This window comes from Rheinheimera sp. 4Y26, assembly GCF_025245835.1.
GTDB lineage: Bacteria > Pseudomonadota > Gammaproteobacteria > Enterobacterales > Alteromonadaceae > Pararheinheimera.
The window spans coordinates 75,681-101,609 of the sequence record NZ_JAOBWS010000004.1 but is presented as its reverse complement, the minus strand read 5'-3'; the positions used below and the strand labels follow the sequence as shown (position 1 = coordinate 101,609).

Genomic DNA, 25,929 nt, shown 5'->3' with positions numbered 1-25,929 from the left:
TCCTCAGCTACTACTGTATTTCATGATGATGCCGGGCACCTGTGACAGCGGAACGATCTGATCAGCTGCACCACGTTTAATGGCTTCTTTGGGCATGCCAAACACCACACAACTGGCTTCATCCTGGGCATAGGTTCGGGCGCCGGCCTGTTGCATCTCCAATAAACCGCGGGCGCCATCATCGCCCATACCAGTCATAATAATACCGATGGCATTGGCGCCGGCCACTTTGGCCACAGAGCGAAATAATACATCGACCGAAGGGCAGTGCCGGTTCACCGCAGGACCAGGTTTCACCACGGCCTGATAATAAGCGCCATTTCTGGTAATACTTAAATGTTGACCACCTGGTGCAATCAACGCAAGGCCAGGTCTGATGCGATCACCATGCCGGGCTTCGCGCACTTCGATATCACAAATGCTGTTTAGCCGCTCAGCAAAAGCAGCGGTAAATTTTTCCGGCATATGCTGCACTATCACTATGCCTTCACTGACTGGATTCAGTTGTGACAACACAAACTCAAGCGCCAGAGTACCGCCGGTTGAAGTACCAATAGCAATTACTTTTTCGGTGGTTTTGGCCATAGCGGCCAAAGGCGGATTCTCTGGTGTTATCGCGATGTGCTGTTTTGCCGTTGGCAGCGCATGCAGGTTTTTTAAATTGGCTTTGGCGGCTTCGCGAATCGCATCAGCAAATTGTTGTTTGCTGGCGTGCAGAAAATCTTTCACGCCGAGTTGGGGTTTAGTGAAAATACCGGCAGCACCGGCCTGCAGCGCCTGCAGGGTGGTAGCGGCGCCTTTTTCAGTTAACGAAGAACAAATCAACACAGGCGTTGGCCTGGTGCTCATAATTTGTTTTAAGAAGGTGATGCCGTCCATGCGCGGCATTTCAACATCCAGCGTGATCACATCAGGCCATTCTTTATTCATTTTTGCCATGGCAAAAATGGGATCCGGCGCCGCGGCAATGACTTCAATATCGGCGATACCGTCCAGCAACTGGGTTAACACCTGCCTTACCAGCGCGGAGTCATCCACAATCAGTACTTTGATGCGACGTTTACTCATAGGGTATTGGCCTCAAAGCTGGCGTTGAGCAGATGTTTTGGCTGATAACGATAACAACTGGCCTGTAACTGTTCTAAGGCATCATCGTAGCCATGAATACTTTCTGAGTGGCCAACCAGTAACAAACCACCAGGTTTGAGCTGACGCAAAATGTTTTTGACAATGATTTTTTTATCTTCTAATTCAAAATAAATCAGCACGTTACGCAGAAAAATAACATCAAATTTGGCGAGCCCGGGCGGCAGCTTAAACAGGTTAGCCTGCTCAAAACTGACCCTTTGCCGTAGTTCCTGACCAATTCTGAACCAGCCATGGTCTTTGCCCACACCTTTTTGGCAATACCGCTGCAAATATGCCGGGGGAATTTTTGCAGTGTCAGCAATTGGGTATACCGCCCGCCGGGCTGTGTTTAACACAGCTGTATTAATATCGGTGCCGAGAATTTGCCAGTTGCATTGCAGCCCCAAGGTGTCGGCCAGCAGCATGGCAATACTATATGCTTCTTCGCCGGATGAAGACGCAGCACTCCATACCTGAAAATTTTGCCGCGAGCCTTGTTGCCGCACAAAATTCTGCAAGAAACTAAAGTGTTTATCTTCACGGAAAAAATAAGTTTCATTGGTGGTGAGCAGGTTCAGCGCCAACTGTTTTTCAGCCGATTGTTCCGGATCTTTTAACAGCTTCAGGTACTGGCTGTAATTGCCGAGTTTTAATGCATACAAACGTTTTTGCAGACGCCCGGTGATCATGCCTTTTTTAATCGGACTTAAATGAATGCCGGTATGATGATATAACCAGTCTCGAAAGCCGTTGAACTCAGCTTCGCTGAGTTCAGGGCCTTGTTGTGATTTGCGGATAACCTCAGAATTTTTCGTATTCAAAATCATCAGAGGCCTCGTTATGGCGCTTAGCGGAACGAGCTGAGACAGGCGCTGCTTTCACCGGTCTTTGCTGCGCTCTGTTATGCACCGGATGCTGGCTGCGGCTCACGTTATGCTGTTGCAGCGTAAAGAACTCCATCATCTGCTGCAATTGCATCGCCTGAGTGGTCAGCTCTTCAGAAGTGGAGGATAACTCTTCACTGGCCGCCGCATTTTGCTGGGTTGCCTGGCTTATCTGACTAATGGCACTGTTAATTTCATGAGCACCTGAAGATTGTTCTGAACTTGCGGCGGCAATTTCCTGCACCAGCTCTGAAGTGCGCTGAATAGAAGGCACAATCTGTTCCAGTAAGGTACCTGCCTGTTCGGCCATGCTGACGGAACTGCCGGCCATTTCGCCAATTTCTTTGGCTGCGGTCTGACTACGACCAGCCAGCTTACGCACTTCAGCCGCAACCACAGCAAAACCACGGCCATGCTCACCGGCGCGGCCCGCTTCAATAGCGGCGTTCAGTGCCAGCAAGTTGGTCTGATAAGCAATATCGTCAATAATGCTGATTTTCTGGGCAATTTGCCGCATCGCCAGCACAGTTTCCCGAACCGCCTTGCCACCATCAATCGCATCCTGTGCACTTTTGCTGGCAATACCTTCGGTAATTTTTGAGTTTTCCGTATTCTGGGCGATGGATGCCGACATCTCTTCCATTGATGCACTGGTTTCTTCCACACTGGCCGCCTGCTCAGATGACGACTGACTCAGCGACTGGGCCGTTGCATTCATTTGTTCAGAAGCTGACGACAGAGTGTCAGCGGCAGAGCGCACTTCCTGAATAATATTACTCAGGTTTTTCACCATAGAGGCAATAGCCGCCAGCATACTACTGCTGTCACCAGCTTTGAGCTCCACTTCAACCGACAAATCACCGGCCGCCACTTTACTGATAATGTCTTCAGCATAAGCCGGCTCACCACCCAGTTGGGTGACCAGACTGCGGGTAATTAAAATACCCAGCACAATACTCAGTACCAGACTAAACACAATACAAGCCAGATTAATAATAAACGAGCGTTCATAGGCGGCAGTTGAATCGTTGTAGGCGCTACCGGCCACTTTTAACTGCACATCAACCAGCTTGGCAAAGCGGTCAGACACTGGTTCTATACTTGGATACAATTTACTGAGCACAAAGCTATCCAAAGCTGCAGCGTCTTGTTTGCGCAAAATATCTTTCAGCTCCACAGTGGAGCTGTCCGCCACTTTCAGCAAATCTTTAATCTCGTTCACAACAGCTGTTTCTTCTGCAACCATCTCAGTGGCCAGATAAGCAGCCCAGGTGTCGTGAATAATTTTGTCGGCCTGTTCGATATTGGCCAGTCCCTGTGCCCAATCCATGCCTTTGTTACGCACTTTATGTGCGGTATCGACAATATTAACCGCATACATATCTGCAATCAGTTTTAAGTCTTTCAGTGGTACCACACGGTCGTTATAAACACTGGACATGGCAGTATTGGAATCACGGGCAGTAAAAATACCAAGCACCCCAACAATCAGAATTAAGATAATCATCGAAGAGGCCAGGGTAGCCATCCGGGTTGCTACTTTCATTTTTTTAAACATGGAAACCTCTGTTGGTTATTTTTCGACAACGTTTTCAATTACTGCAGTCATTTCTTCGACCGATAACACCCGCTCACCGCGCAGCAAGATGACAAACTGGTCTCCGGTATTGACAACACCAAGGATAAACTGGGCACGAATGCGGGCGCCAAAAGTAGGGGCCGGTTCTATCGTTTCCATATTTATTTCCATCACTTCACTGACACTGTCGACCACAGCGCCAATAGTGACGGTTTGTTCTTCAAACGGGATTTCCAGAATGACAATACAGGTGCGTTTCTGAATTTCGGTTGGCGCTTTATTAAAACGCACCGACAAATCAATCACAGGCACCACTTCACCGCGCAGATTCAGCACACCTTTGACAAACTCGGGCATCAGCGGAATAGGGGTGACATTGTCGTATTCAATAATTTCTTTCACCGCACTGATACTGATGCCAAAACATTCATCCCTGAGCACAAAGGTCAGAAAATGCTGGTGACTCAGTGGATCCTTAGCGAAACTTTCATCCATTGGTGCTCTCCGGGCTAAGACATGGGATGACAGGCGGTATTCTCAGCAGTACTGGCAAACTGCACCAGTTGCGGAATATCCAGAATAAAACCAACATTACCGGAACCGAGAATAGTGTAGCCCCCGATCCCTTTGAGTGATTTAAACATACTGCTCAGTGGCTTGATCACGGCCTGCAACTCACCCTGCAGTTGGTCCACCACCAGACCGGCTTTGTGATTGCCATATTGCACCACCACGATATTTTCTTTGGCTTTGGCGTCGGATTTCAGGTTAAACAGCTGCTTAAGTTTGATAAAAGGCAAGACTTCACCGCGCAGGTCCAGATAGTTGCGCTCGTTTTCGTGCAGATCTGCAAACTCGATACATTCCTGTACCATATTGAGCGGCAGCACCAGATGGGTGTCGCCAATGCGCACCAGGAATCCGTCGATAATGGCAAGGGTGAGTGGCAGACGGATTTTAAAAGTGGTGCCTTTGTCAGGAATGGAATCAATCTGAATTTGCCCCCGCAACTCTTCAATATTCCGTTTCACCACATCCATGCCCACGCCGCGGCCGGACAAGTTAGTGACCGCTGAGGCGGTGGAAAAACCAGGCGCAAAAATCAGCTTAAATATTTCTTCTTTGCCAAGCTCTCTGTCGGCGGAAATAATGCCTTTTTCGATAGCTTTTTGCCGGATCCTTTCGATATTGAGCCCGGCACCATCGTCGCTGATTTCAATGACGACTGAGCCTGACTCATGGCAGGCCGACAGCTTTAACTGGCCCTGGGCCGGCTTGCCTTTATAAAGCCGCATTTCTTTGCTTTCGATCCCATGATCAACAGCGTTTCGCACTATATGCATCAGCGGATCCGACAGTTTTTCCACCATGGTTTTATCCAGTTCAGTGTCGGCTCCGGACACAACCAGTTCGATTTCTTTGCCAAGTTCTTTGGAAACATCCCTTACTATGCGGCGCAATCTACTGAAAGACTCGCCAACCTGCACCATGCGAAGGCCCAATGCACCATCGCGAATTTGCTCAAGCAGGCCGGTTAACACACCAAAAGCTTCCTGCAGCGGCTCGTGTTCAATTTGCTGCAACAGACTGTCGATACTGGCGCCTGCTGTCACCAGCTCACCAACCAGGTTGATCAGTTCATCCAGCTTTCGTGCTTCTACTTTTAAAAACTGAAAATCAGGCGGTCTTTTGTGCTCAGTGGCTTTTTGTTTATCCAGCGCCATCGCCACAGCATCGGCCGATACCGCGCCCTGACCAACCAACACTTCTCCCAGCGCCTGTACTTTCTGGCTTTGCTGCTGAAGTTGTTGTTGCACCTGCAACGCACTTTGCAATTCACGTTCGGTAACTGCGCCAACACTCACCAGCAAGGTGCCGAGTTTTTCATCGGAAGGAGGAATATTCTGCAGCGACTGCTCTATTTGCTGCGGTGCCGTGATCACAACTGTGCTGCTGTCCTGCACAAACTCAAATACATCTTCAATCTGTTGTTTACTGGCTTCTGAGGCAAAATCAAGCTTCAGGTGCAGATAACAGGATTCGGGGTCAAAGTTGTCGGGAAAAGCCCAAAGCGCTGTGACGTTTTCAATGCTGCCCAATGTTTGCAGAAAGTTCAGCTGCGACAGAGGGTCCATACCGTCACGAAATACATCGTCACCGTATTGAATATCAAGTTGCCAGTAGGCCGGACTATTATGAATCATGGCTTTGACCGGCTCGGCCTTTTCGGTTTGTGGCTGAATATACTGATGCAGTTGCTCAATCAGTGCAGCACCTTGCTGCAAATCGATACTGACGGTTTCATCTTCAAGCTGTCGGATCATCGCTGCCATATGATCCTGACAATCCAGCATCAGATTAATCAGCGCCGCGTCCATTTCCAGCTCATTGCTGCGGACTTTGTCCAGCACACTTTCAACGTTGTGGGTAAAAACCACCACAGGGTCAAAACCAAACATGCCGGCCGAGCCTTTGATGGTGTGAGCGGCACGGAAAATGGCATCAATATGCTCGGCAACTTCGGCATCACCACTTTCGATTTCCAGCAAACAGCTTTCCATCACCGCCAATAGACTGTTGGCTTCTTCAATGAACAATAATCTTGCCTGCGTCAGATCCATCAGAGCCTTCCTTTATTGTTCAAAATGTTGTGGCCAGTGCAGGCCATACAAAGTACTGACCCTTGAAAACACTTCATTGTCGCTACCCGAGACAATACACTGGGCGGGGGCGGCTATTTTTGACAGCAACCACAGCAGTAACTGCACACCGGCCGAATCCAGCTCTTCGAGGTTGGCCACATCGAGAATCAGTTTCAGGCTGTCGCTTTGCCAGAAAGGGGTCAGTGCCTGATGCACCTCACGCACGTTAAATATGGTGAGTTCGGCAGGCAATTCTGCCACCAGAAAATCAGCTTTATGACTCAGTTGTACCGGCATGCATAGGTCCTTCTGTGCGCAATTATCAGGCGAGGATCAATTTTTGGACGGCAAGTAACATTTGTTCCGGTTTAAACGGTTTCACTACCCAGGCTTTGGCACCAGCGGCTTTGCCTTCTTCTTTTTTCTGCTCTGAGCCTTCTGTCGTGAGCATAATCACCGGGGTAAAACGGTAAGCGGGGAGTTGTTTAATTTCCTTGAGCATCGTAATGCCGTCCATATTGGGCATATTCACGTCGGAAATGATTAGATTAATTTTCTGGCCAGTCAGTTTAGCCAACGCATCTTTGCCGTCACAGGCTTCAATCACCTCATAACCATTTGCTCTTAAGGTCAAGCCGACCACCTGACGAATACTGATGGAGTCATCCACTATTAAAATGGTTTTCATACAAATCCCCAATTAAAAGAAAGTAATTTCATCGTCCTGCTGTTTATTTTTATTATTCTGTCCGCCGCGATGCACACTGGCTTGCTCAAGCGTGGTGTAGGTTTTTTCCAGCTCTGTTAACCATTGCTCGGTGGAAATCAGCTGTGGCTGGTTATCTTGCTGTATATCACTGAGCATTTCTGTACACTTTTGTCGCAGCTTGTCCATATCCGACATAACATGGCTCAGGATCTGACTGACTCTGTCCTGGAACTGCAAATTAACAATGACATCAGACAGTTGCTGCTGAACATGGCGTGACTGTTGCTCAAGCCTGTCGTTATTGTCGGTGATGACACGCACAGCTTGTTCGTAGTCGGTGATCACCCCATGAATAGTTTGTTCAGTCTGACTGATAGCCTGCTGCTCGGTTTCCACCAGACTTTCTGAGTCCTGCACCACTTTGGTCAGCGCCTTGGTCACATCAGCCACCCGCTCGCGAATACGCCGGCCCGCTTCGCCGGAGCGGTTGGACAGGGCGCGCACTTCGGTGGCAACCACAGCAAAACCCCGGCCACTTTCACCGGCTCGTGCTGCTTCAATTGCCGCATTTAACGCCAATAAGTTGGTTTGGGCGGCAATGTCTCCGACTTCAGCCGTCATGCTTTGCAGCGCTTCGGTCACCTTGGTCAGCTGTTGAATTTCTTCCAGCATCATTTGCCGGTTGCGCTGGGCTTCATTGAGCTGGCGTGTCATTTCCAGCAGTTTGCTTTCCGATTGTTCAATCATCAGGATCAGGTCCTGATTTTGCCGGCCAGACTGTGCCTGTTGCGGGTCATTTAATAAGTCAAAAAGTTGCTGAAATCTTTGATTTAAATTCAGCACCGCCTCTTCGGTTTGCTCTTTCACCAGAGTGGACTGTTTATTCCAAAGTGGCATCAGCTGATGTACCAGCGACAACAAGTTTGCCGAAAAATGCTGATAACTTGTGTCCGGTTGCAGCGCCTGTGTAGTTGACGGCGTCATCTCCGGCGTTGTATCTGCCCATTGCCAATAAATCACAGCGGCACTTGCCAGCAGCAGCAACGCAAACAATATTGACAGCCCAAGTGAAAGACCACTCAAACCAACGACAACAAGTAATAATGCCTGCAGCACAAGCGTCAGATATTTTGCAAAAGATGGTGTAATCACAGATCAGAAGTCCAAGGTTATGAATTAAATCAATGCGGTACCAGCGTACCTGCTGTTACGGATGTAGATTAATACTTGACGCAAATTGCGAGGGCGTCAAGCTTGATTGACAAACTTAATTAAAATCTAAAAAACAATTTTTCTTTTATTTACCAGACATTTATCAAGAATGCTGAACAAGCTTAAAGTCGTCTGCAATCTGAAACATCCTGGCTTTTTTCTGCTTACAAATTGGGTGTTTTTACATCAGGGACAAAGGTCGAAAATGCCGGCAACATCATACTGATGTCTGACAAAACAGTTTTTCAGTAAAGCGAATGGAATATTCCGGCCAAACATTCTAATTAATCGATAGAATACTGCGTTTTTTTATGGTTTTTATTTAGTGTTATCGCAAGTAAATTTATTTGCGGGAGGATTTATGCAAACAGAACAACAGAATAACGCGACGAAACCAAAAACTTTGCACTACAACAATCTGAGTGTCAGTTTGCACTGGCTGATGGCGTTGATGGTTGTTGCGTTATTTGCCCTGGGCTTTTGGATGGTTGATTTGACCTATTACAGCAGCTGGTACAAAACAGCACCTTACTGGCACAAAAGTATTGGCATTCTGCTCTTTGCTCTGCTGCTGTTGCGGCTGTTCTGGCGATTTAAAACTGGTAAACCCGAAGCTCTAGCCAGCCAAAACATGAAGCTGCAACAAGTGGCGGCCATAGTACATATGCTGTTGTATCTGCTGCTGTTTAGCATTGTGCTGACCGGGTATCTTATTTCAACCGCAGACGGGCGGGGCATTGAAGTGTTCAGCTGGTTTGAGTTGCCGGCTTTGGGTGAGTTATTTGCAGAGCAGGCCGATATTGCCGGTGCTTTGCACAAATGGTTTGCCTACGTATTGATGGCTCTGGTGGCTATGCATGCTGCCGGCGCAGTTAAACATCATTTTGTTGACAAAGACGCCACGCTAAAACGCATGTGGTGGCATAAAAATTAGCAACCTGTAAGGAGATTTTATGAAAAAGTTAGTGATCGCAGCCGCAATAAGCACCCTGTTGAGTATGCCTGCCGTTCAGGCCGCCGACTATGTGATTGATACTCAGGGCGCACATGCCTTTATCCAGTTTAAAGTCAGCCATTTAGGTTACAGCTGGTTACATGGCCGCTTTAATACCTTCAGCGGTAACTTCAGTTATGACGATAAAAATCTGGCTGCGTCAAAAATTTCGCTGGAAATTGACACCAAAAGTGTTGATTCCAACCATGCCGAGCGTGACAAACACTTACGCAGCGCCGATTTTCTGAATGTGGACAAACAACCTAAAGCCAGTTTTGTCAGCACCAAAATGGTGCCAAAAGACGGAGCCAATTTTGATGTGGTCGGTAACTTTACGCTGAATGGCGTGACCAAAGAAATTACCATTGCGGCAGCTAAAACCGGCGAAGGTAAAGATCCGTGGGGCGGTTACCGTGCAGGTTTTGAAGGTAAAACCAGCATCAATTTATCAGACTACGGCATTAAAAATATCTTAGGGCCAGCCTCAGAAACTGTGCAGCTGGATTTAGTGGTAGAAGGTATTCGTCAGTAAGTTTTGTTAGAACTTCTTACATCAGTACTACTGAAACTGAAGTTAAACCAAAAAAAGGCAAATCAATGATTTGCCTTTTTTATTGTCTGTCAAAACCAGTTGGAAAAAAGCCTTTAGCCTGGGATCTCAATTTTAATGTCACCAACAGGCACACTGCAGCAGGGCAAAAATTCACCTTTACGCACAAAAGCCAAAGGCTCCTGCAGATAGCTGATTTGCCCTTCGATGAGTTTACAGCGGCAAGCACCACAAAAACCGGCACGACAATGGTAGTTCAGCTGGTATTTGTGCTGCTCTAAAGTTTCGAGCAGGTTGGGGCAGCTGCCATCAAAAGTCAGGCGACTGCCGTCTGGCAACCCGATAATAGACATCCGCTTTACAGATCGAAGTCGCCAAAGTCAGCGCCATCGACTTCGTTGTCAATCTGACCCACCAGATAAGAGCTGATTTCGGATTCCTGCGGCGCTACCTGTACGTTGTCTGACACCAGCCAGGCGTTGATCCAGGGGATCGGGTTTTGGGTGGTGGCAAAAATGGGTTTCATGCCGAGGGTTTGCATCCGCACATTAGTAATATATTCCACGTACTGACACAAAATGTCTTTATTCAGACCAATCATAGAACCGTCTTTAAATAAAAACTCGGCCCATTCTTTTTCCTGCTCTGCTGCTTTGCGGAAAATGGCATAAGCTTCCTGCTCACATTCTCTGGCAATTTCTCCCATCACAGGGTCATCTTCACCGGCCGCCATAATATTCAGCATATGCTGGGTACCGGTCAGATGCAGTGCTTCGTCACGGGCAATCAGCTTAATGATTTTGGCATTGCCTTCCATCAGCTCGCGCTCGGCAAACGCAAAACTACAGGCAAAACTGACGTAAAAGCGAATGGCTTCCAGCACATTCACCGACATCAGGCACAGATAGAGTTTTTTCTTTAAATCGCGCAGGCTGATGCTGTGGCTGACACCGTTCACGGTATGTGTGCCTTCACCACAGAGGTGATACAGATTCACCGAGTTGATTAAATCATCGTAATAGCGGGTAACGTCGTCAGCACGCTCAATGATTTTTTCATTGAGCAGAATATCATCAAAAATTTTATGCGGTTCGTTGGTGATATTACGTACGATATGGGTATAGCTGCGGCTGTGAATAGTTTCACTAAAAGCCCAGGTTTCAATCCAGGTTTCCAGCTCAGGCAAAGACACAATAGGCAACAAAGCCACATTGGGTGAGCGGCCCTGCACTGAATCCAGCAGCGTCTGATATTTCAGGTTGCTGACAAAAATGTGTTTTTCATGATCAGGCAACCCCTGAAAGTCGATGCGGTCTTTACTGACATCTACTTCTTCCGGGCGCCAGAAAAAACTCAGTTGTTTTTCGATCAGCTTTTCGAAAATGACGTACTTTTGCTGATCGTAGCGCGACACATTGACGGAAGTCCCAAAAAACATCGGTTCTTTCATTTGATCGTTATTGGTACGATTAAAAGTGGTATACGCCATTTGTGTTCATTCTCTTGTTATAGGTTTTGCACTTGAGCAAGAATACGGGGCTCATTGAGCCCCGGATTGACTAGATTTTACAGGCACCGCCGGCGCAGCCGTCATCAGCCGCTTCAGCTTTGATATCTTCCTGCACGTCAGATGCACCATCACGGGTGTTATGGTAATACAGCGTTTTTACACCAAGTTTATAAGCTGTCAGAATATCTTTTAATAACAACTTCATAGGAACGCGACCACCATCAAATTTGGCCGGATCGTAGTTGGTATTGGCAGAAATGGTCTGGTCGATAAACTTCTGCATAATGGCAACCAGTGCAATATAACCATCATTGCTTGGCATATCCCAGAGCAGCTCGTAACTGTCTTTGAGTTTGTCATAATCAGGCACCACTTGTTTCAGGATACCGTCTTTACTTGCCTTCACGCTGACATGACCACGGGGTGGTTCAATACCATTGGTGGCATTGGAAATTTGCGACGAAGTTTCAGATGGCATCAACGCAGACAAGGTGGAGTTGCGCATACCGTGTTTAACGATATCCTGACGCAGTTGCTCCCAGTCATAGTGCAGCGCTTCGTTGCACACTTTGTCCAAATCTTTTTTGTAGCTGTCAATTGGCATCACACCTTTGGCATAGGTGGTTTCATGGAACAGCGGGCAAGGGCCAAATTCCTGCGCCAGTTTGTTGGACGCTTTCATCAGATAATACTGAATGGCTTCAAAAGTGCGGTGCGTTAATGCATTGGCCGAACCGTCAGAGTATTTCACACCGTTTTTCGCCAGGTAATAAGCGTAGTTAATCACGCCAACACCTAAAGTGCGACGGCCCATTGAGGCTGAAAACGCCGCCGGAATAGGGTAGTCCTGATAACCCAGCAGACTATCCAGTGCGCGCACTGCCAGTTCCGCCAGCTCTTCGAGCTCGTCGAGGTTATCAATAGCACCTAAGTTAAAGGCCGACAGGGTACAAAGCGCAATTTCACCATTTGGATCGTTGACATCGTTTAATGGTTTGGTTGGCAATGCAATTTCAAGGCAAAGGTTACTCTGACGTACCGGCGCCACAGCAGGATCAAACGGGCTGTGCGTGTTGCAGTGGTCAACGTTTTGCAGATAAATACGGCCAGTGCTGGCGCGTTCCTGCATAAACAGCGTAAAGAGTTCCAGCGCTTTAATGCGTTTTTTGCGGATATTGCTGTCTGCTTCGTATTTGACATACAGCTGCTCAAACAAATCCTGGTCCTGGAAGAAAGCATCATATAACCCAGGCACATCAGATGGGCTGAACAGGGTGATGTAGTCATCTTTAATCAAACGGCTATACATCAGGCGGTTAAACTGCACGCCGTAATCTAAATGCCGCACGCGGTTTTCTTCCACACCACGGTTGTTTTTCAGCACCAGCAGTGATTCAACTTCTAAATGCCAGAGCGGATAAAACAAAGTGGCAGCACCACCACGCACACCGCCCTGAGAGCAGCTTTTTACGGCAGTCTGGAAGTGTTTGTAAAATGGAATACAACCGGTATGGAAAGCTTCGCCGTTGCGGATTGGGCTACCCAGCGCACGGATACGGCCAGCATTAATACCAATACCGGCACGTTGTGACACGTACTTCACAATGGCGCTGGAAGTGGCGTTAATCGAATCCAGGCTGTCACCACATTCAATCAGCACACAAGAGCTGAACTGACGGGTTGGGGTGCGCACGCCAGACATAATGGGCGTTGGCAACGAAATTTTAAATAAAGAAACGGCATCATAAAAACGGCGGATGTAATCAAGACGCGTGCTTTTTGGATAATTGGCAAATAAGCAGGCCGCCACCAGAATGTATAAAAACTGGGCGCTTTCGTAAATTTCGCCGGTGACGCGGTTTTGCACCAGATATTTACCTTCCAGCTGCTTTACGGCTGCGTAGCTGAAATTCATATCGCGGCTGTGGTCGATAAAGCTGTCGATTTGCTCAATTTCTTCTTTGCTGTAGTCAGCCAGAATATGCGCATCGTATCTTTTATCTTCCACCATCTTCACAACATGGTCATACAGCTTTGGTGGTTCAAACTGGCCATAAGCTTTTTTGCGCAGATGAAATACTGCGAGGCGTGCAGCCATATACTGATAATCTGGAGTTTCTTTGGAAATCAGATCAGCAGCCGCTTTAATAATGGTTTCGTGAATATCTTCGGTTTTAATGCCGTCGTAGAACTGAATATGCGAGCGCAATTCAACCTGAGAGACGGAGACGTTTTGTAAACCTTCAGCAGCCCAGGTGATCACCCGGTGGATTTTATCCAGATCCAGAGGTTCCCGTCCGCCATCACGTTTGGTAACAAAGAGTGGTTGATTCATTGCTGAAGAGTTCCGTTTCAATTGTTGTTATAAGTTGTGTGCACTTGGCATTATCTTTATAGAAAAACCCAAAAAAGCAGTCTTGCCGTCAGCGCGAATACGCTGCTTTAAAGACGCGGATTGCAGGTCTGCGCTTCTAGTGAAGTCAGCATTTGTTGCTGCACTAGATATAGGGTTTTTCCTTAAACGAATCACAAGATAGAGTGGATCAAAGCCAATTGCAACCCCTTGACGCCGCCGAAAATTAACCACATTTTTATTATGTTAGTAACCACTCACTTGAGAGCCGCGTAACTGAAAACACCCCGTTAGAAGCAAGTGTTTTTTTTCATTTTCACTAAATAATTTGACCGGCTATTTTTTAAAACAGCGCTGTTTAAAAAGCAAACAGCTGTGCTTTTCAGGGCACAGCTGTGTTGTTATTTGAATGCAATAAAAATGAAGATAACTGTTAATCAGGCAGGTAGTTGATTAGCTCACTGAGCTGCTCAATACGAAGGTTGGCCTGCCATAACTCTGGCTGATCCGAAGCGCCGATATAACCAAAACCGGCCAGCACAGTTGTCATACCGGCACGACGGCCAGCTTCGATATCACGCTCGGCATCACCCACATACCAGCATTGTCTCGCCGGCACTTTGAGCTGATGAGCAGCAATCAGCAGCGGCGTTGGATCCGGTTTACGCACCCCCAGACTGTCACCGCCGAGTAAAATGCCACAACCGGCAAGCCCGGGCAGTTGACGCAGCATACTGGCGGCCAGTTTATAAGGTTTGTTAGTGACAATTCCCCAGGGGATTTGCTGTTTATTCAGCGCCTGAATTAATGCAGCGCCACCGGCAAATAACTGGCTGTGGTCGCAAATATGCGCAGCGTAATACTGCAATAACAGGCTGCGCAGTTCAAAGAAGTCGAAGTTACCAAGCGCCTCGCCAAAACCAAGCTCTAACAAACCTTTAGCACCATGGGAAGCAACTGGCCTGTATTGCTCAGGACGACAGAGTGGCATGCGATGCAGCGCCAGCACATAGTTTAATGCCGCGCCCAGATCATCGGCGGTATCAACCAAAGTGCCGTCTAAATCAAATAACAACCCATGCGGCAACCGTAATTCAGTCAGACTCATCACGGCCTCTGCTACACAGGTTTACGGGCAACAACAAAATAATTCACATCAACACCTGGGCCGGTGCGAAAACTTTGTTGCAGCGGGTTGTAATGCAAGCCTGTGGCGTCGACCAGCTCAAGTCCGGCATTTTCTATCCAGCGCATCAGCTGTGAAGGGCGGATAAACTTATTAAAATCATGGGTTCCATCGGGTACCAGCTTTAACAGCTTTTCCGCAGCCACTATGGCTAACAGATAAGCTTTCCAGTTTTTATTTAAGGTAGAGAACACCAAAGTGGCGCCTGGAGCTGCTAAATCAGCACAAGCCTGTACCACAGAAGCAGGCTCTGGCACATGCTCCAGCATTTCCATACAGGTTACCAGCTCAAACGCCTCTGGATTGGCTTTGGCAAAATCCTCAGCGGTGCTTTGTTGATAACTGACTTGAGTACCAGTTTCCAGCGCATGCAATTTTGCCACTGTTAAAGCTTCAGCTGCCATATCAATACCTGTCACCACGGCACCGGCCTTGGCCATAGACTCCGCCAGAATACCGCCGCCACAACCCACATCAACCGCTTTTTTGCCAAATAAACCCTGCACCTGATCGCTGATATAACTTAACCGGGTGGGGTTGAGCTGGTGCAATGGCTTAAATTCGCCGGTTGGGTCCCACCAGCGTGAAGCGATATCGTTAAACTTGGCAATTTCACTGGCGTCAACATTGCTCGTGGATGACATGGACATAAAGCGCTTTCTCTTGCTGAAAAAATTTTGTCGTCATTATAAGGAGTTGCCATCAACATACAATGCACAGAACTGCTTCGCTTTGTGATTGGATCTTGTCTTAACCATGGCAAGGCGGCACTATTGTGTTAGAATCCCGGGTTCTCGCCGCGCGGATAATAGAACTAAACGCGAGTCATCTGTCTGATTTTAAGGGAAAAAAGCTTTATTATGACAAATCTGGCCAAAGAAATCGTTCCCATTAATATTGAAGAAGAATTAAAAAATTCTTATCTCGATTACGCCATGAGCGTAATAGTTGGCCGGGCCTTACCCGATGTTCGGGACGGTTTAAAGCCAGTGCATCGCCGGGTTTTGTTCGCGATGAAAGAGCTCGGCAACGAGTGGAACCGGGCTTATAAAAAATCTGCCCGTGTGGTCGGTGACGTGATTGGTAAATACCACCCGCACGGCGACACTGCAGTATATGACACTATAGTCCGGATGGCGCAGCCATTTTCACTGCGTTATATGCTGGTGGACGGCCAGGGTAACTTCGGTTCGGTTGACGGTGACTCCGCAGCAGCCATGCGTTATACCGAAGTACGGATGGCCAAAATCACCACCGAACTGCTGGCTGATTTAGACAAAGAAACGGTCGATTTTGTGCCGAACTACGACGGCACCGAACAAATTCCGGCAGTATTACCGACCAAAATTCCAAACTTGCTGGTCAATGGTTCAAGCGGTATTGCCGTGGGTATGGCCACCAATATTCCGCCGCACAACCTCAGTGAAGTGATTGATGCTTGTTTAGCGCTGATTGCCAATCCGGATATCACCATTCCTGAGCTGATGGAACATCTGCCAGGTCCGGATTTCCCAACAGCTGCAATTATCAACGGTCGCCGTGGTATTGAAGAAGCGTACCGTACCGGTCGTGGCAAGGTGTATATCCGTGCCAAAACCCATATCGAAACCGACGATAAAACCGGTCGTGAGACCATTATCGTGGATGAAATTCCATATCAGGTGAACAAAGCCCGTCTGATTGAAAAAATCGCCGAGCTGGTCAAAGAAAAACGCATTGAAGGTATTTCAGCTTTGCGCGATGAGTCTGACAAAGACGGTATGCGTATTGTCATCGAACTTAAACGCGGTGAATCTTCTGATGTCATGCTGAACCAGTTGTATACCCAGACGCAGATGCAAACTGTATTTGGTATCAATATGGTCGCGCTCGATCAGGGTCAGCCAAAACTGCTGGGATTAAAAGAAATCCTTGAATGTTTTGTGCTGCACCGCCGCGAAGTGGTGACCCGCCGTACTGTGTACGATCTGCGTAAAGCCCGTGACCGCGCCCATATTTTGGAAGGTTTAGCCATTGCGCTGACCAATATCGACGAAATTATTGAACTCATTAAAAACTCACCAAGCCCGGCGGAAGCTAAAGCGGGTTTAGTGGCGCGTGGCTGGTTGCTGGGTAACGTCAAAGAAATGCTGGAGCGCTCAGGTGAAGGCGCCGCCCGTCCTGAGTGGCTGGAAGAGCATTTTGGTATTCGTGACGGTTATTATTATCTGACCGAACAACAGGCTCAGGCCATTCTTGATTTACGTCTGCATAAACTGACTGGCCTGGAACACGAGAAAATCCTTGGCGAATACAAAGAGCTGCTGGATTTAATCGCTGAGTTATTACACATTCTGGCGAGCCCGCAGCGTTTGATGGAAGTCATTTGTGAAGAATTAGAAGCGGCCAAAGCCATGTATGGTGATGCCCGCCGTACTGAGATCCAGGACAATGCACTGGATATCAATATGGAAGACCTGATCGCGGAAGAAGACGTGGTGGTCACTCTGTCGCACCTGGGTTATGCCAAGTATCAGCCATTGTCTGATTACGAAGCGCAGCGCCGTGGGGGCCGTGGTAAAGCCGCCACTACAGTGAAAGACGAAGATTTTGTCGACCAGCTGTTAATCGCCAGCACTCACGACACCATTTTGTGTTTCTCTAACCGTGGCCGTCTGTACTGGATGAAAGTGTATCAATTACCACTGGCTTCACGTCAGGCGCGCGGTAAACCTATCGTCAACCTGCTGCCGCTGGAAGAGAACGAGCGGATCACCGCTATTCTGCCGGTGCGTGAATATGAAGAAGGCAAATATGTGTTTATGGCGACCGCCAACGGCACAGTGAAGAAAACAGCGCTGACCGAATATTCGCGCCCACGCAGCAACGGTATTATTGCCGTGAACCTGAATGAAGGCGATCAGCTGATTGGCGTGGATATCACCGACGGCAGCAGCCAGATCATGTTGTTCTCGGACGACGGTAAAGTAGTACGCTTTAAAGAAGATCAGGTGCGGCCTATGGGTCGTGGCGCTACAGGTGTACGTGGTATTAAACTGCGTGAAAACGGCTCTGTGGTGTCATTAATAGTACCTAAGTCAGACGGCGCTATCTTAACAGTGACAGAAAACGGTTATGGTAAACGTACTTCACTGGCTGAATATCCAGAGAAGAGCCGCGCCACCCAGGGTGTAGTGTCAATTAAGGTGTCTGAGCGAAACGGCTTAGTGGTGGGTGCGGTGCAGGTAAACGCGCTGGACGAAATTATGCTGATTTCCAACAAAGGTACTTTAGTGCGCACCCGCGTCAAGGAAGTGTCGCAGGTGGGCCGTAATACCGCCGGTGTTATTCTGATCCGCACGCAGGAAGGCGAAAAAGTGGTGGGCGTACAGCGCATCGACGAAATTCAGGATCAGGAAGAGCTGGCCGCAGCAGAAGCCGAAGTGGCTGTGCTGGATCAGCAAAATAAGGTCGACATTGAAGTTGAACCTGACGATTCAGAAGAATAAGCAATAGCTTAAAAAACGGGCGCTTCGGCGCTCGTTTTTTTTAGCCAAAAAATAACAGCTGCAACAGGCAGATTTTTGGTTTGCCGCTCTGCTAATTTGCGGTAGAGTGTTTATTCAAAAAAGAAGCCATCCAGATGGCAACTAACTATTGCAGTGCTGCCATAAAAAAGCATTGGCAATAGCGCCAGGTCCACGCCAGGCCCGTTTTTATTTTCAGTACATTCAAAGAGGACATCATGACAACTTATAATTTTTGCGCAGGCCCGGCTATGTTGCCAACTGAAGTTATGTTGCAGGCGCAGGAAGAGTTTATTAACTGGCATGGACGTGGCTGCTCCATTATGGAGATGAGCCATAGGGGCAAAGACTTTATGGCGGTGGCCGCCAAAGCGGAGCAGGATTTACGTGATTTAATGCACATTCCCGTGCATTACAAAGTGCTGTTTATGCATGGGGGTGGCCGGGGTCAGTTTGCTGCAGTGCCACTGAATTTAATGCAAGCTGGTAAAACGGCCGATTATATAGTATCGGGTGCCTGGTCTAAGGCTGCCGCCGAAGAAGCACTGAAATTTGGCGCTGTAAAAACACAACAGATTCAGCACAAAGTGGATGGCATCCGCACTTTAACAGCGGAAAAAGACTGGCAGATCGACCCGAACGCCAGCTTTGTGCATTTTTGCCCGAATGAAACCGTCGATGGCCTGGAGTTTACCGGCGTACCACAGACAGAAGTGCCATTAGTGGCCGATTTATCATCCACCATTTTATCAAGACCACTGGATGTCAGCCGTTATGGCGTGATTTACGCCGGCGCGCAGAAAAACATTGGCCCATCCGGTCTGACGGTCGCCATAGTGCGTGAAGATTTATTACCCAAAGCCGGCAGCAATATTCCGGCCATTCTGGATTACCGTTTAGCGGCGGAAAACGACTCTATGTTTAACACCCCGCCAACCTATGCCTGGTATCTGGCCGGACTGGTGTTTGAGTGGTTAAAACGCCAGGGCGGTGTAGAGGCAATGGGGAAATTAAACCAGAAAAAAGCCGACACCTTATATGGTTATATTGACCAGAGCGATTTTTACCGCAACGACGTAGCACCACAATACCGCTCCTGGATGAACGTGCCGTTTTTACTGGCCGATGAGCGACTGAATGATTTGTTTGTCTCCGAAGCTGAAAACGCAGGTTTATTGGCACTGAAAGGCCACCGGATGGTGGGCGGTATGCGCGCCAGCATTTATAACGCTATGCCGCTTGCCGGTGTGCAAACCCTGGTCACCTTTATGCAAGAGTTTGAGCGGGTACACGGCTGATGAAAAGTTTAATTTTATCCCATGTGACCAAAGCTCAGGGCACTGTGCATTTACCAGGTTCAAAAAGCATTTCTAACCGGGTGTTATTACTGGCTGCTTTAGCCAAAGGCGAAACCCGCATCAGCAACTTACTGCACAGTGAAGATGTGGAACATATGCTTAATGCTCTGAAGCAGTTAGGTGTCAGTTACCAACTGTCTGACACGAAAACTGAATGTGTGGTGCAGGGGCTTGGTGCTTTGTTTTCTGTGCATACGCCACATGAGTTATATCTGGGCAATGCCGGCACCGCCATGCGGCCTTTAACAGCGGCATTAGCCGCTTCCGATGTGGATGTCACTTTAACAGGCGAACCCCGGATGTATGAGCGTCCTATCGGCCATCTGGTGGATGCTTTGGCACAATGGCACTGTGACATTGAATATCTGGGCAATAAAGATTATCCGCCTTTGCATATTCGTGGCAAAGCACTTAAGGCTGGCCCGGTAAAAATTGACGGCAGCGTGTCCAGTCAGTTTTTAACAGCCGTTTTGATGGTGGCGCCGTTACTGCAGGGCGACTCCGTCATTGAGATTGAAGGTGATCTGGTATCCAAACCTTATATTGATATTACGCTGGCGCTGATGAGCCGTTTTGGCGTTGAAGTGCACAATGACAACTACCAGCGTTTTATTGTGTACGGGAAGCAGCAATATCAGTCACCTGGTGATTTTCTGGTTGAGGGCGATGCATCATCTGCCAGTTATTTCCTGGCAGCAGCCGCTATCGCCGGTGGTACAGTAAAAGTCACCGGCATTGGCAAAAACGCCGTGCAGGGGGATATTCATTTTGCCGACGCACTGGAAGCCATGGGGGCAACAGTTGAGTGGGGTTTTGACTATATTTCGGTTACGCGAAACCAGCTTAACGGCATTTCCCGCGATTATAACGCCATTCCGGATGCGGCCATGACCATAGCCACCACGGCGTTATTTGCCAAAGGGCCAACGCTTATCAGCAATGTATATAACTGGCGGGTTAAAGAAACCGACCGTTTAGCGGCTATGGCAACTGAACTTCGCAAAGTGGGCGCTATAGTGGAAGAAGGTCAGGATTATATCCGGATTGAGCCACCAGCAGAAATTCAGCATGCCAGTATTGCCACCTATAACGATCATCGGATGGCCATGTGTTTTTCGCTACTGGCCTTTGCCAAAACGGGCATAACCATTGAAGATCCGGACTGTACCCGCAAAACCTTTCCTCAATATTTTGAAGTGTTTGCAGCATTAACTTCACAAAACGCGTAACCCAAAAAGTTACGCGGTAACACCTTGTAATTTATTGGGAAAACCGCGCTTTTTGTCACGATTGTCTGTATAATGCCGCCACTTTAGTAAAAGTGGCGAATTTTATGGAGGCACTATGCAGCATGCGCCGGTAATTACCATCGATGGTCCTGGTGGTTCAGGCAAAGGCACAATTTGCCGTTTAGTGGCGCAAAAGCTGGGTTGGCACTTGCTTGACAGCGGCGCTATTTACCGGGTTTTAGCGCTTGCCGCCATTCACCACAATATTGCACCTGAAGATGAAGAAGCACTGCAACCGCTGGCAGCTCATCTGGATGTGCAGTTTAACTGTGACGAACAATGTAACGTACGCATTACGCTGGAAGGCGAAAACGTCACCAATACCATCCGCACCGAGCAAGTAGGCTCAGTCGCGTCTAAAATTGCCTCTTTACCGAGGGTGCGGGAAGCATTATTGCGCCGTCAGCGCGCCTTTCGCGAAGCTCCGGGTTTAGTGGCCGATGGCCGTGATATGGGCACCGTAGTGTTCCCTGGTGCAGAAGTGAAAATATTCCTGACGGCCGCCCCTCAAGAGCGCGCCAACCGGCGTTATTTAGAGTTGAAACAAAAGGGTCTTGATGTTAACATCGGCGACCTTTTGAGCGAAATTCAGGCAAGAGATGAGCGCGATATGAATCGCGCAGTCGCGCCGTTAAAACCGGCAGACGACGCCTACTTACTGGATTCGACCAGCAAAACCATTGATCAAGTGTTGGAAGAGGTTCTGAGCTTTGTAAAGAAGCAATTGAACCAGGCCTGAGCCTTCACTTTGGACAGCCGCTGACAAGGAATGTTAACGGTAAATTAAGCAACCCCACTTTATTTGGATGCAAAGTGGTGCAACTAACTGAAACAGTGAAAAATGACTGAAAATTTTGCACAATTATTTGAGGAAAGCCTCAAGACTATCGAAACTCGCCCAGGTTCAATCGTTAAGGGCACTATCGTAGCTATCCATAAAGACGTAGTACTGGTTGATGCCGGTCTGAAATCTGAAGCTGCGATCCCGGTTGAACAATTCAAAAACCTGGCTGGCGAAGTTGAAGTGAACGTTGGTGATATCATCGACGTAGCTCTGGATGCAGTTGAAGATGGTTTCGGTGAGACTCTGCTGTCTCGCGAGAAAGCCAAACGTCACGAATCCTGGGTACGCCTGGAAAAAGCCTGTGAAGACAAAGTTACCGTTATCGGTGTTATCACTGGCAAAGTTAAAGGCGGTTTCACTGTCGAAGTTGACGGTATCCGTGCATTCCTGCCTGGTTCATTAGTCGATGTACGTCCGGTACGCGACACTCTGCACTTAGAACACAAAGAACTTGAGTTCAAAGTTATCAAATTAGACCAGAAGCGCAACAACGTTGTTGTTTCACGTCGTGCTGTGATCGAATCTGAAAGCAGTGCTGAGCGCGATACGCTGTTACAAAACCTGGAAGAAGGCATGGAAGTTAAGGGTATCGTTAAGAACCTGACTGACTACGGTGCATTCGTTGACTTAGGTGGCGTAGACGGCTTACTGCACATCACTGACATGGCTTGGAAACGCGTGAAGCACCCAAGCGAAATCGTCAATGTTGGCGACGAGATCCCGGTAAAAGTTCTGAAATTCGACCGTGAGAAGCAGCGTGTTTCTCTGGGCCTGAAACAGATGGGCGAAGATCCGTGGGCAGCTATCGCATCTCGTTACCCAGAAGGTGCGAAGATCACTGGTCGTGTAACTAACCTGACTGACTACGGCTGCTTCGTTGAAATCGAAGAAGGCGTTGAAGGCTTAGTACACGTTTCAGAAATGGACTGGACCAACAAAAACATCCACCCATCTAAAGTTGTTAACTTAGGTGACTCAGTGGAAGTGATGGTTCTGGAAATCGACGAAGAACGTCGTCGTATTTCTTTAGGTCTGAAACAGTGTAAAGCTAACCCATGGGAAGAGTTCGCTAAGGGCTTCAACAAGGGTGACCGCGTTTCTGGCAAGATCAAGTCAATCACTGACTTCGGTATCTTTATCGGTCTGGACGGTGGTATCGACGGTCTGGTTCACTTATCAGACATCAGCTGGAACTCTACCGGTGAAGACGCAGTTCGCGAATTCAAGAAAGGTGACGAAGTTTCTGCCGTTGTACTGCAAGTTGACCCAGAGCGCGAGCGTATCTCTTTAGGCATCAAGCAATTAGACGAAGATCCGTTCAACGGCTACCTTGCTGATAACAAAAAAGGTGCTATCGTTAAAGGCAACGTAACTGCTGTTGACGCTAAAGGCGCTACAGTAATGCTGGAAGGCGGCGTTGAAGGTTATGTTCGTGTATCAGACATCGCTCGTGAGCGTATCGAAGATGCATCAACAGTACTGAAAGTAGGTGAAGAAGTTGAAGCTCGTCTGATGGGTGTTGATCGCAAAAACCGCGTAATCAGCCTGTCAATCAAAGCCAAGTTCGAAGCTGAAGAAAAAGAAGCTATGGATTCTATCAAGAAGCAAGATGATGCTGACTTTGGTGGCAATGCAATGGCTGAAGCATTCAAAGCAGCTCAGAAAGCTGACTAATTAATGCTGAAGTAAATCGGTTGGGGTGTAAGCCCCAGCCGAATTCTCCAGACCACATTGTAGCGGAGGGTCTATGACCAAATCTGAATTGATTGAAAAGCTCGCAAGTGATTTTCCTCACGTCCAAGTCAAAGATGTTGAATCCTCAGTCAAAGAAATTCTGGAACAAATGGCCGGTTCTTTAGCTGCAAATGAACGTATTGAAATCCGTGGTTTTGGTAGTTTTTCTCTGCATTACCGCGCGCCACGTGTTGGCCGTAACCCAAAAACGGGTGACAAGGTTGAACTTGACGGTAAATATGTTCCGCATTTTAAACCAGGTAAAGAGTTACGCGACCGCGTCAAAGAAAACACCTGATCAGGGAAGTTTTGGTACCAGCGCAAGCTGAGTACAAACGGAGTTGGGTTTGAGAAAACTGATTTACATTTTATGTTTTGTTGCTCTGGTAGTGGTTGGCCTGTTTTTTGGTTCCATTAATCAGCAAGCAGCTGAACTCAACTATTTTATTGCCAAAGCTGAGTTGCGGGTTGTGGATATTGCCCTGCTGTTTCTGTTACTCGGCTTTGCCATAGGCTTAAGCTTATCTTTGTCTATTCTGATAAAACTCAAAACCAAACGCTGGTTTTCTAAAGCTATCAGCAAGACCTGACCCCTATGCTTGAATTGCTTTTCCTGTTACTGCCTGTTGCCGCCGCTTACGGTTGGTTTTATGGCAGAAACAGTCTTCGCCGTGAAGAGTTAAAAGGCAAAGCAAGTGTTGCAAAAAACCTGTCGTCCGGCCTTAATTTCCTTCTCACCGATCAAGAAGATAAAGCGATAGAACAATTATTGCAGCTGCTGGATATTGAAGCTGCAACTATTGATACTTATCTGGCGCTGGCGAATTTGTTCCGCCGCAGGGGCGACTGGGATAAAGCTATCCGCATTCACGAAAAACTACATCAATTAAAGTTGCCAAAACATCAGGCACAACAAATTCAACTGGAACTGGCAAACGACTATTATTCCGCCGGTTTGTATGACAGGGCAGAGCTGTTATTAACAGCACTGGTCAGTACTGATGCGCTACGTGAAAAAGCACTAAAACAACTGTTTAGCCTGTTCATTGCAACCCATGACTGGCATAAAGCAGCATCTTTTGCCCATGAAGTGGATAAAACCGATTCGAAGTCACTCCGTATTGCCATTAGCAATATGCGTTGTCAGGATACTAAAAAACCGCTGGATGCTTTTGCCTTGAGGCTGTTAACTCAACAGTACCCGCAGTCAATCCGGCCAAAAATGCAGCTGGCGCAATTGTTGTTACAACAGCAGCAACTTGACGAAGCCGCAGTGGCTTTTAGGGCTGTGTTGACACAAAAACCACAATGGTCGGCAGAAGTGTTGCCGGGCTTGATTCAATGCCAGTTACCGGCACAAGATTGGTATCAGCTTCTTAGTCAGCTTGCGCATCAGCATAAAAACATTACTGCCACTATCTATTTGGCCGACTGGTTGGTGCAAACCGGCTCGCCGGCAGCAGGGGAGCAACTGCTATTGGAAAAGCTGCAGCAACAACCCAGCATCCGTTTATTCCAGCGGTTACTGCAACTTCGCCAAATCACTGAGCCGGAGCATCGGGCTGCACTGCATTCTATTGAACAAATGGTTAACGCTTATCTGGAAACTAAAATTTTGTTTAGCTGCCGCAATTGTGGTTTTAAAACGCGGCAAGCTTATTGGTTATGTCCATCATGCCAGCAATGGGAAACTGTTGAACCTTTAAGCGGCATTGATGGCCGTTAGTAAAAGAGGAAATTATACATGGCACAAAGCCCGATAGTTGTGGCCCTTGATTTTGAACAAAAAGCTGCAGCGCTGGACCTGGTCAGCCGGCTGGATCCATCTTTATGCCGGTTAAAAGTGGGCAAAGAAATGTTCACACATTTTGGTCCGGATTTTGTTCAGACATTACATCAGCGCGGTTTTGAAGTCTTTCTGGACTTAAAGTTCCACGATATTCCAAACACAGTTGCCAAGGCCGTACAAGCCGCCGCCGATCTCGGCGTATGGATGGTGAATGTGCATGCCAGCGGCGGCACTCGTATGATGGCTGCAGCCCGTGAAGCGCTGCAGCGATATGGCGCTGAACGGCCACTGTTAATTGCCGTAACTGTGCTAACTTCAATGGAACAAACAGATTTAACTGAGCTCGGCATCAATCGCAGTGTGGCCGAACAGGTGGAGCATCTGGCAGGCTTAACAAAACAAACTGGCCTTGATGGTGTGGTGTGTTCAGCCCAGGAAGCTCAAATGCTAAAACGACAGTTTGGTCAGGATTTTTGTTTGGTGACGCCGGGGATCAGACCATCATTTGCCACGGCTGACGATCAAAAACGGGTGATGAGTCCCAAAGAAGCGCTGGCTGCAGGCGTTGATTACATGGTGATAGGGCGCCCCATTACCAAAGCATCAGATCCACTGGCCGCATTGCAAACCATTTATCAGGAAATTCAACTCCCGCAATAAAG

The 25,929-nt window shown here is 47.9% G+C and carries 24 protein-coding genes; 11 read left to right on the top strand and 13 right to left on the bottom strand.

Annotated features, from left to right (window positions below; genetic code table 11):
• Window positions 1-3 precede the first annotated feature (3 nt).
• The 8 genes from N3Z11_RS07215 to N3Z11_RS18045 are packed head-to-tail and all read right to left on the bottom strand — an operon-like array spanning window position 4 to window position 8,094.
• On the bottom strand, window positions 4-1,068 hold the full coding sequence (locus tag N3Z11_RS07215; protein ID WP_260656489.1) for a chemotaxis response regulator protein-glutamate methylesterase: 1,065 nt from the start codon (window positions 1,066-1,068) through the stop codon (window positions 4-6).
• Window positions 1,065-1,955 carry a CheR family methyltransferase gene (locus tag N3Z11_RS07210; RefSeq protein WP_260656488.1) on the bottom strand — a complete coding sequence of 297 codons (891 nt, stop codon included), beginning with the start codon at window positions 1,953-1,955 and terminating at the stop codon, window positions 1,065-1,067. Before N3Z11_RS07210 ends, N3Z11_RS07215 begins: the two co-directional genes overlap by 4 nt.
• On the bottom strand, window positions 1,930-3,570 hold the full coding sequence (locus tag N3Z11_RS07205; RefSeq protein WP_260656487.1) for a methyl-accepting chemotaxis protein: 1,641 nt from the start codon (window positions 3,568-3,570) through the stop codon (window positions 1,930-1,932). The genes N3Z11_RS07210 and N3Z11_RS07205 overlap by 26 nt, the downstream gene beginning before the upstream one ends.
• 15 nt (window positions 3,571-3,585) lie before the next feature.
• A complete protein-coding gene (locus N3Z11_RS07200; protein WP_260656486.1) occupies window positions 3,586-4,086 on the bottom strand; it encodes a chemotaxis protein CheW in 501 nt (166 codons plus the stop codon).
• A 14-nt stretch (window positions 4,087-4,100) separates the two neighbouring features.
• Window positions 4,101-6,212 (bottom strand): chemotaxis protein CheA, encoded by a 2,112-nt coding sequence (locus N3Z11_RS07195; RefSeq protein ID WP_260656485.1) that lies wholly within the window; start codon window positions 6,210-6,212, stop codon window positions 4,101-4,103.
• A gap of 12 nt (window positions 6,213-6,224) precedes the next feature.
• Window positions 6,225-6,530, bottom strand: a complete 306-nt coding sequence (locus N3Z11_RS07190; protein WP_260656484.1) for an STAS domain-containing protein — start codon at window positions 6,528-6,530, stop codon at window positions 6,225-6,227.
• Window positions 6,531-6,555: 25 nt separating this feature from the next.
• The gene (locus N3Z11_RS07185) at window positions 6,556-6,921 is read right to left on the bottom strand and encodes a response regulator (protein WP_260656483.1); all 366 of its coding nucleotides are present in this window, start codon (window positions 6,919-6,921) and stop codon (window positions 6,556-6,558) included.
• 12 nt (window positions 6,922-6,933) lie between these two features.
• Window positions 6,934-8,094 carry a methyl-accepting chemotaxis protein gene (locus N3Z11_RS18045; RefSeq protein WP_313771342.1) on the bottom strand — a complete coding sequence of 387 codons (1,161 nt, stop codon included), beginning with the start codon at window positions 8,092-8,094 and terminating at the stop codon, window positions 6,934-6,936.
• Between the two features lie 421 nt (window positions 8,095-8,515).
• On the opposite strand from N3Z11_RS18045, the gene N3Z11_RS07175 reads away from it, so the two are divergent.
• Both N3Z11_RS07175 and N3Z11_RS07170 read left to right on the top strand, forming a co-directional pair.
• The gene (locus N3Z11_RS07175; RefSeq protein WP_260656482.1) at window positions 8,516-9,088 is read left to right on the top strand and encodes a cytochrome b; all 573 of its coding nucleotides are present in this window, start codon (window positions 8,516-8,518) and stop codon (window positions 9,086-9,088) included.
• A 19-nt stretch (window positions 9,089-9,107) separates the two neighbouring features.
• A complete protein-coding gene (locus N3Z11_RS07170) occupies window positions 9,108-9,680 on the top strand; it encodes a YceI family protein (RefSeq protein WP_260656481.1) in 573 nt (190 codons plus the stop codon).
• Window positions 9,681-9,793: 113 nt separating this feature from the next.
• Here N3Z11_RS07170 and yfaE read toward each other — a convergent pair whose 3' ends face one another.
• From yfaE to ubiG, 5 genes are all read right to left on the bottom strand, one after another.
• Window positions 9,794-10,051 carry a class I ribonucleotide reductase maintenance protein YfaE gene (gene yfaE, locus N3Z11_RS07165; protein ID WP_260656480.1) on the bottom strand — a complete coding sequence of 86 codons (258 nt, stop codon included), beginning with the start codon at window positions 10,049-10,051 and terminating at the stop codon, window positions 9,794-9,796.
• Between the two features lie 5 nt (window positions 10,052-10,056).
• Window positions 10,057-11,187: a class Ia ribonucleoside-diphosphate reductase subunit beta gene (gene nrdB / locus N3Z11_RS07160; protein WP_260656479.1), complete on the bottom strand. Its 1,131-nt coding sequence runs from the start codon at window positions 11,185-11,187 to the stop codon at window positions 10,057-10,059.
• 70 nt (window positions 11,188-11,257) lie between these two features.
• Window positions 11,258-13,543 (bottom strand): class 1a ribonucleoside-diphosphate reductase subunit alpha, encoded by a 2,286-nt coding sequence (gene nrdA, locus N3Z11_RS07155; RefSeq protein ID WP_260656478.1) that lies wholly within the window; start codon window positions 13,541-13,543, stop codon window positions 11,258-11,260.
• Between the two features lie 451 nt (window positions 13,544-13,994).
• Window positions 13,995-14,669 (bottom strand): HAD family hydrolase, encoded by a 675-nt coding sequence (locus N3Z11_RS07150; protein ID WP_260656477.1) that lies wholly within the window; start codon window positions 14,667-14,669, stop codon window positions 13,995-13,997.
• 11 nt (window positions 14,670-14,680) lie between these two features.
• A complete protein-coding gene (gene ubiG, locus N3Z11_RS07145; protein ID WP_260656643.1) occupies window positions 14,681-15,391 on the bottom strand; it encodes a bifunctional 2-polyprenyl-6-hydroxyphenol methylase/3-demethylubiquinol 3-O-methyltransferase UbiG in 711 nt (236 codons plus the stop codon).
• A gap of 216 nt (window positions 15,392-15,607) precedes the next feature.
• Between ubiG and gyrA the strand changes: the two genes are divergently transcribed.
• From gyrA to pyrF, 9 genes are all read left to right on the top strand, one after another.
• The gene (gene gyrA / locus N3Z11_RS07140; RefSeq protein ID WP_260656476.1) at window positions 15,608-18,235 is read left to right on the top strand and encodes a DNA topoisomerase (ATP-hydrolyzing) subunit A; all 2,628 of its coding nucleotides are present in this window, start codon (window positions 15,608-15,610) and stop codon (window positions 18,233-18,235) included.
• Window positions 18,236-18,468: 233 nt separating this feature from the next.
• Window positions 18,469-19,551 (top strand): 3-phosphoserine/phosphohydroxythreonine transaminase, encoded by a 1,083-nt coding sequence (gene serC, locus N3Z11_RS07135; protein ID WP_409566858.1) that lies wholly within the window; start codon window positions 18,469-18,471, stop codon window positions 19,549-19,551.
• Window positions 19,551-20,840 carry a 3-phosphoshikimate 1-carboxyvinyltransferase gene (gene aroA / locus N3Z11_RS07130; RefSeq protein WP_260656474.1) on the top strand — a complete coding sequence of 430 codons (1,290 nt, stop codon included), beginning with the start codon at window positions 19,551-19,553 and terminating at the stop codon, window positions 20,838-20,840. Before serC ends, aroA begins: the two co-directional genes overlap by 1 nt.
• Window positions 20,841-20,955: 115 nt before the next feature.
• The gene (gene cmk / locus N3Z11_RS07125; protein WP_260656473.1) at window positions 20,956-21,639 is read left to right on the top strand and encodes a (d)CMP kinase; all 684 of its coding nucleotides are present in this window, start codon (window positions 20,956-20,958) and stop codon (window positions 21,637-21,639) included.
• 102 nt (window positions 21,640-21,741) lie between these two features.
• Complete coding sequence (gene rpsA, locus N3Z11_RS07120; protein ID WP_260656472.1) at window positions 21,742-23,418, top strand: 30S ribosomal protein S1; 1,677 nt, start codon at window positions 21,742-21,744, stop codon at window positions 23,416-23,418.
• 73 nt (window positions 23,419-23,491) lie between these two features.
• A complete protein-coding gene (ihfB, locus tag N3Z11_RS07115; protein WP_260656471.1) occupies window positions 23,492-23,776 on the top strand; it encodes an integration host factor subunit beta in 285 nt (94 codons plus the stop codon).
• Between the two features lie 49 nt (window positions 23,777-23,825).
• The gene (locus N3Z11_RS07110; RefSeq protein WP_260656470.1) at window positions 23,826-24,068 is read left to right on the top strand and encodes a lipopolysaccharide assembly protein LapA domain-containing protein; all 243 of its coding nucleotides are present in this window, start codon (window positions 23,826-23,828) and stop codon (window positions 24,066-24,068) included.
• 5 nt (window positions 24,069-24,073) lie between these two features.
• Window positions 24,074-25,204, top strand: coding sequence for an N-acetylglucosaminyl transferase (locus N3Z11_RS07105; protein WP_260656469.1), 1,131 nt, complete (start codon window positions 24,074-24,076; stop codon window positions 25,202-25,204).
• 18 nt (window positions 25,205-25,222) lie between these two features.
• On the top strand, window positions 25,223-25,927 hold the full coding sequence (gene pyrF / locus N3Z11_RS07100) for an orotidine-5'-phosphate decarboxylase (RefSeq protein ID WP_260656468.1): 705 nt from the start codon (window positions 25,223-25,225) through the stop codon (window positions 25,925-25,927).
• The last annotated feature ends 2 nt before the right edge of the window (window positions 25,928-25,929 follow it).

Bases quoted from the DNA above. Each gene is read 5' to 3' on its own strand.
- N3Z11_RS07150 (WP_260656477.1), bottom strand. From the start codon at position 14,669: ATGAGTCTGACTGAATTACGGTTGCCGCATGGGTTGTTATTTGATTTA.
- rpsA (WP_260656472.1), top strand. From the start codon at position 21,742: ATGACTGAAAATTTTGCACAATTATTTGAGGAAAGCCTCAAGACTATC.
- N3Z11_RS07105 (WP_260656469.1), top strand. From the start codon at position 24,074: ATGCTTGAATTGCTTTTCCTGTTACTGCCTGTTGCCGCCGCTTACGGT.
- N3Z11_RS07210 (WP_260656488.1), bottom strand. From the start codon at position 1,955: ATGATTTTGAATACGAAAAATTCTGAGGTTATCCGCAAATCACAACAA.
- N3Z11_RS07215 (WP_260656489.1), bottom strand. From the start codon at position 1,068: ATGAGTAAACGTCGCATCAAAGTACTGATTGTGGATGACTCCGCGCTG.
- gyrA (WP_260656476.1), top strand. From the start codon at position 15,608: ATGACAAATCTGGCCAAAGAAATCGTTCCCATTAATATTGAAGAAGAA.
- cmk (WP_260656473.1), top strand. From the start codon at position 20,956: ATGCAGCATGCGCCGGTAATTACCATCGATGGTCCTGGTGGTTCAGGC.
- N3Z11_RS07200 (WP_260656486.1), bottom strand. From the start codon at position 4,086: ATGGATGAAAGTTTCGCTAAGGATCCACTGAGTCACCAGCATTTTCTG.
- N3Z11_RS07205 (WP_260656487.1), bottom strand. From the start codon at position 3,570: ATGTTTAAAAAAATGAAAGTAGCAACCCGGATGGCTACCCTGGCCTCT.
- N3Z11_RS07190 (WP_260656484.1), bottom strand. From the start codon at position 6,530: ATGCCGGTACAACTGAGTCATAAAGCTGATTTTCTGGTGGCAGAATTG.
- N3Z11_RS07170 (WP_260656481.1), top strand. From the start codon at position 9,108: ATGAAAAAGTTAGTGATCGCAGCCGCAATAAGCACCCTGTTGAGTATG.
- ihfB (WP_260656471.1), top strand. From the start codon at position 23,492: ATGACCAAATCTGAATTGATTGAAAAGCTCGCAAGTGATTTTCCTCAC.
- yfaE (WP_260656480.1), bottom strand. From the start codon at position 10,051: ATGTCTATTATCGGGTTGCCAGACGGCAGTCGCCTGACTTTTGATGGC.
- nrdB (WP_260656479.1), bottom strand. From the start codon at position 11,187: ATGGCGTATACCACTTTTAATCGTACCAATAACGATCAAATGAAAGAA.
- pyrF (WP_260656468.1), top strand. From the start codon at position 25,223: ATGGCACAAAGCCCGATAGTTGTGGCCCTTGATTTTGAACAAAAAGCT.
- N3Z11_RS07175 (WP_260656482.1), top strand. From the start codon at position 8,516: ATGCAAACAGAACAACAGAATAACGCGACGAAACCAAAAACTTTGCAC.
- aroA (WP_260656474.1), top strand. From the start codon at position 19,551: ATGAAAAGTTTAATTTTATCCCATGTGACCAAAGCTCAGGGCACTGTG.
- nrdA (WP_260656478.1), bottom strand. From the start codon at position 13,543: ATGAATCAACCACTCTTTGTTACCAAACGTGATGGCGGACGGGAACCT.
- N3Z11_RS07195 (WP_260656485.1), bottom strand. From the start codon at position 6,212: ATGGATCTGACGCAGGCAAGATTATTGTTCATTGAAGAAGCCAACAGT.
- N3Z11_RS07185 (WP_260656483.1), bottom strand. From the start codon at position 6,921: ATGAAAACCATTTTAATAGTGGATGACTCCATCAGTATTCGTCAGGTG.
- ubiG (WP_260656643.1), bottom strand. From the start codon at position 15,391: ATGTCATCCACGAGCAATGTTGACGCCAGTGAAATTGCCAAGTTTAAC.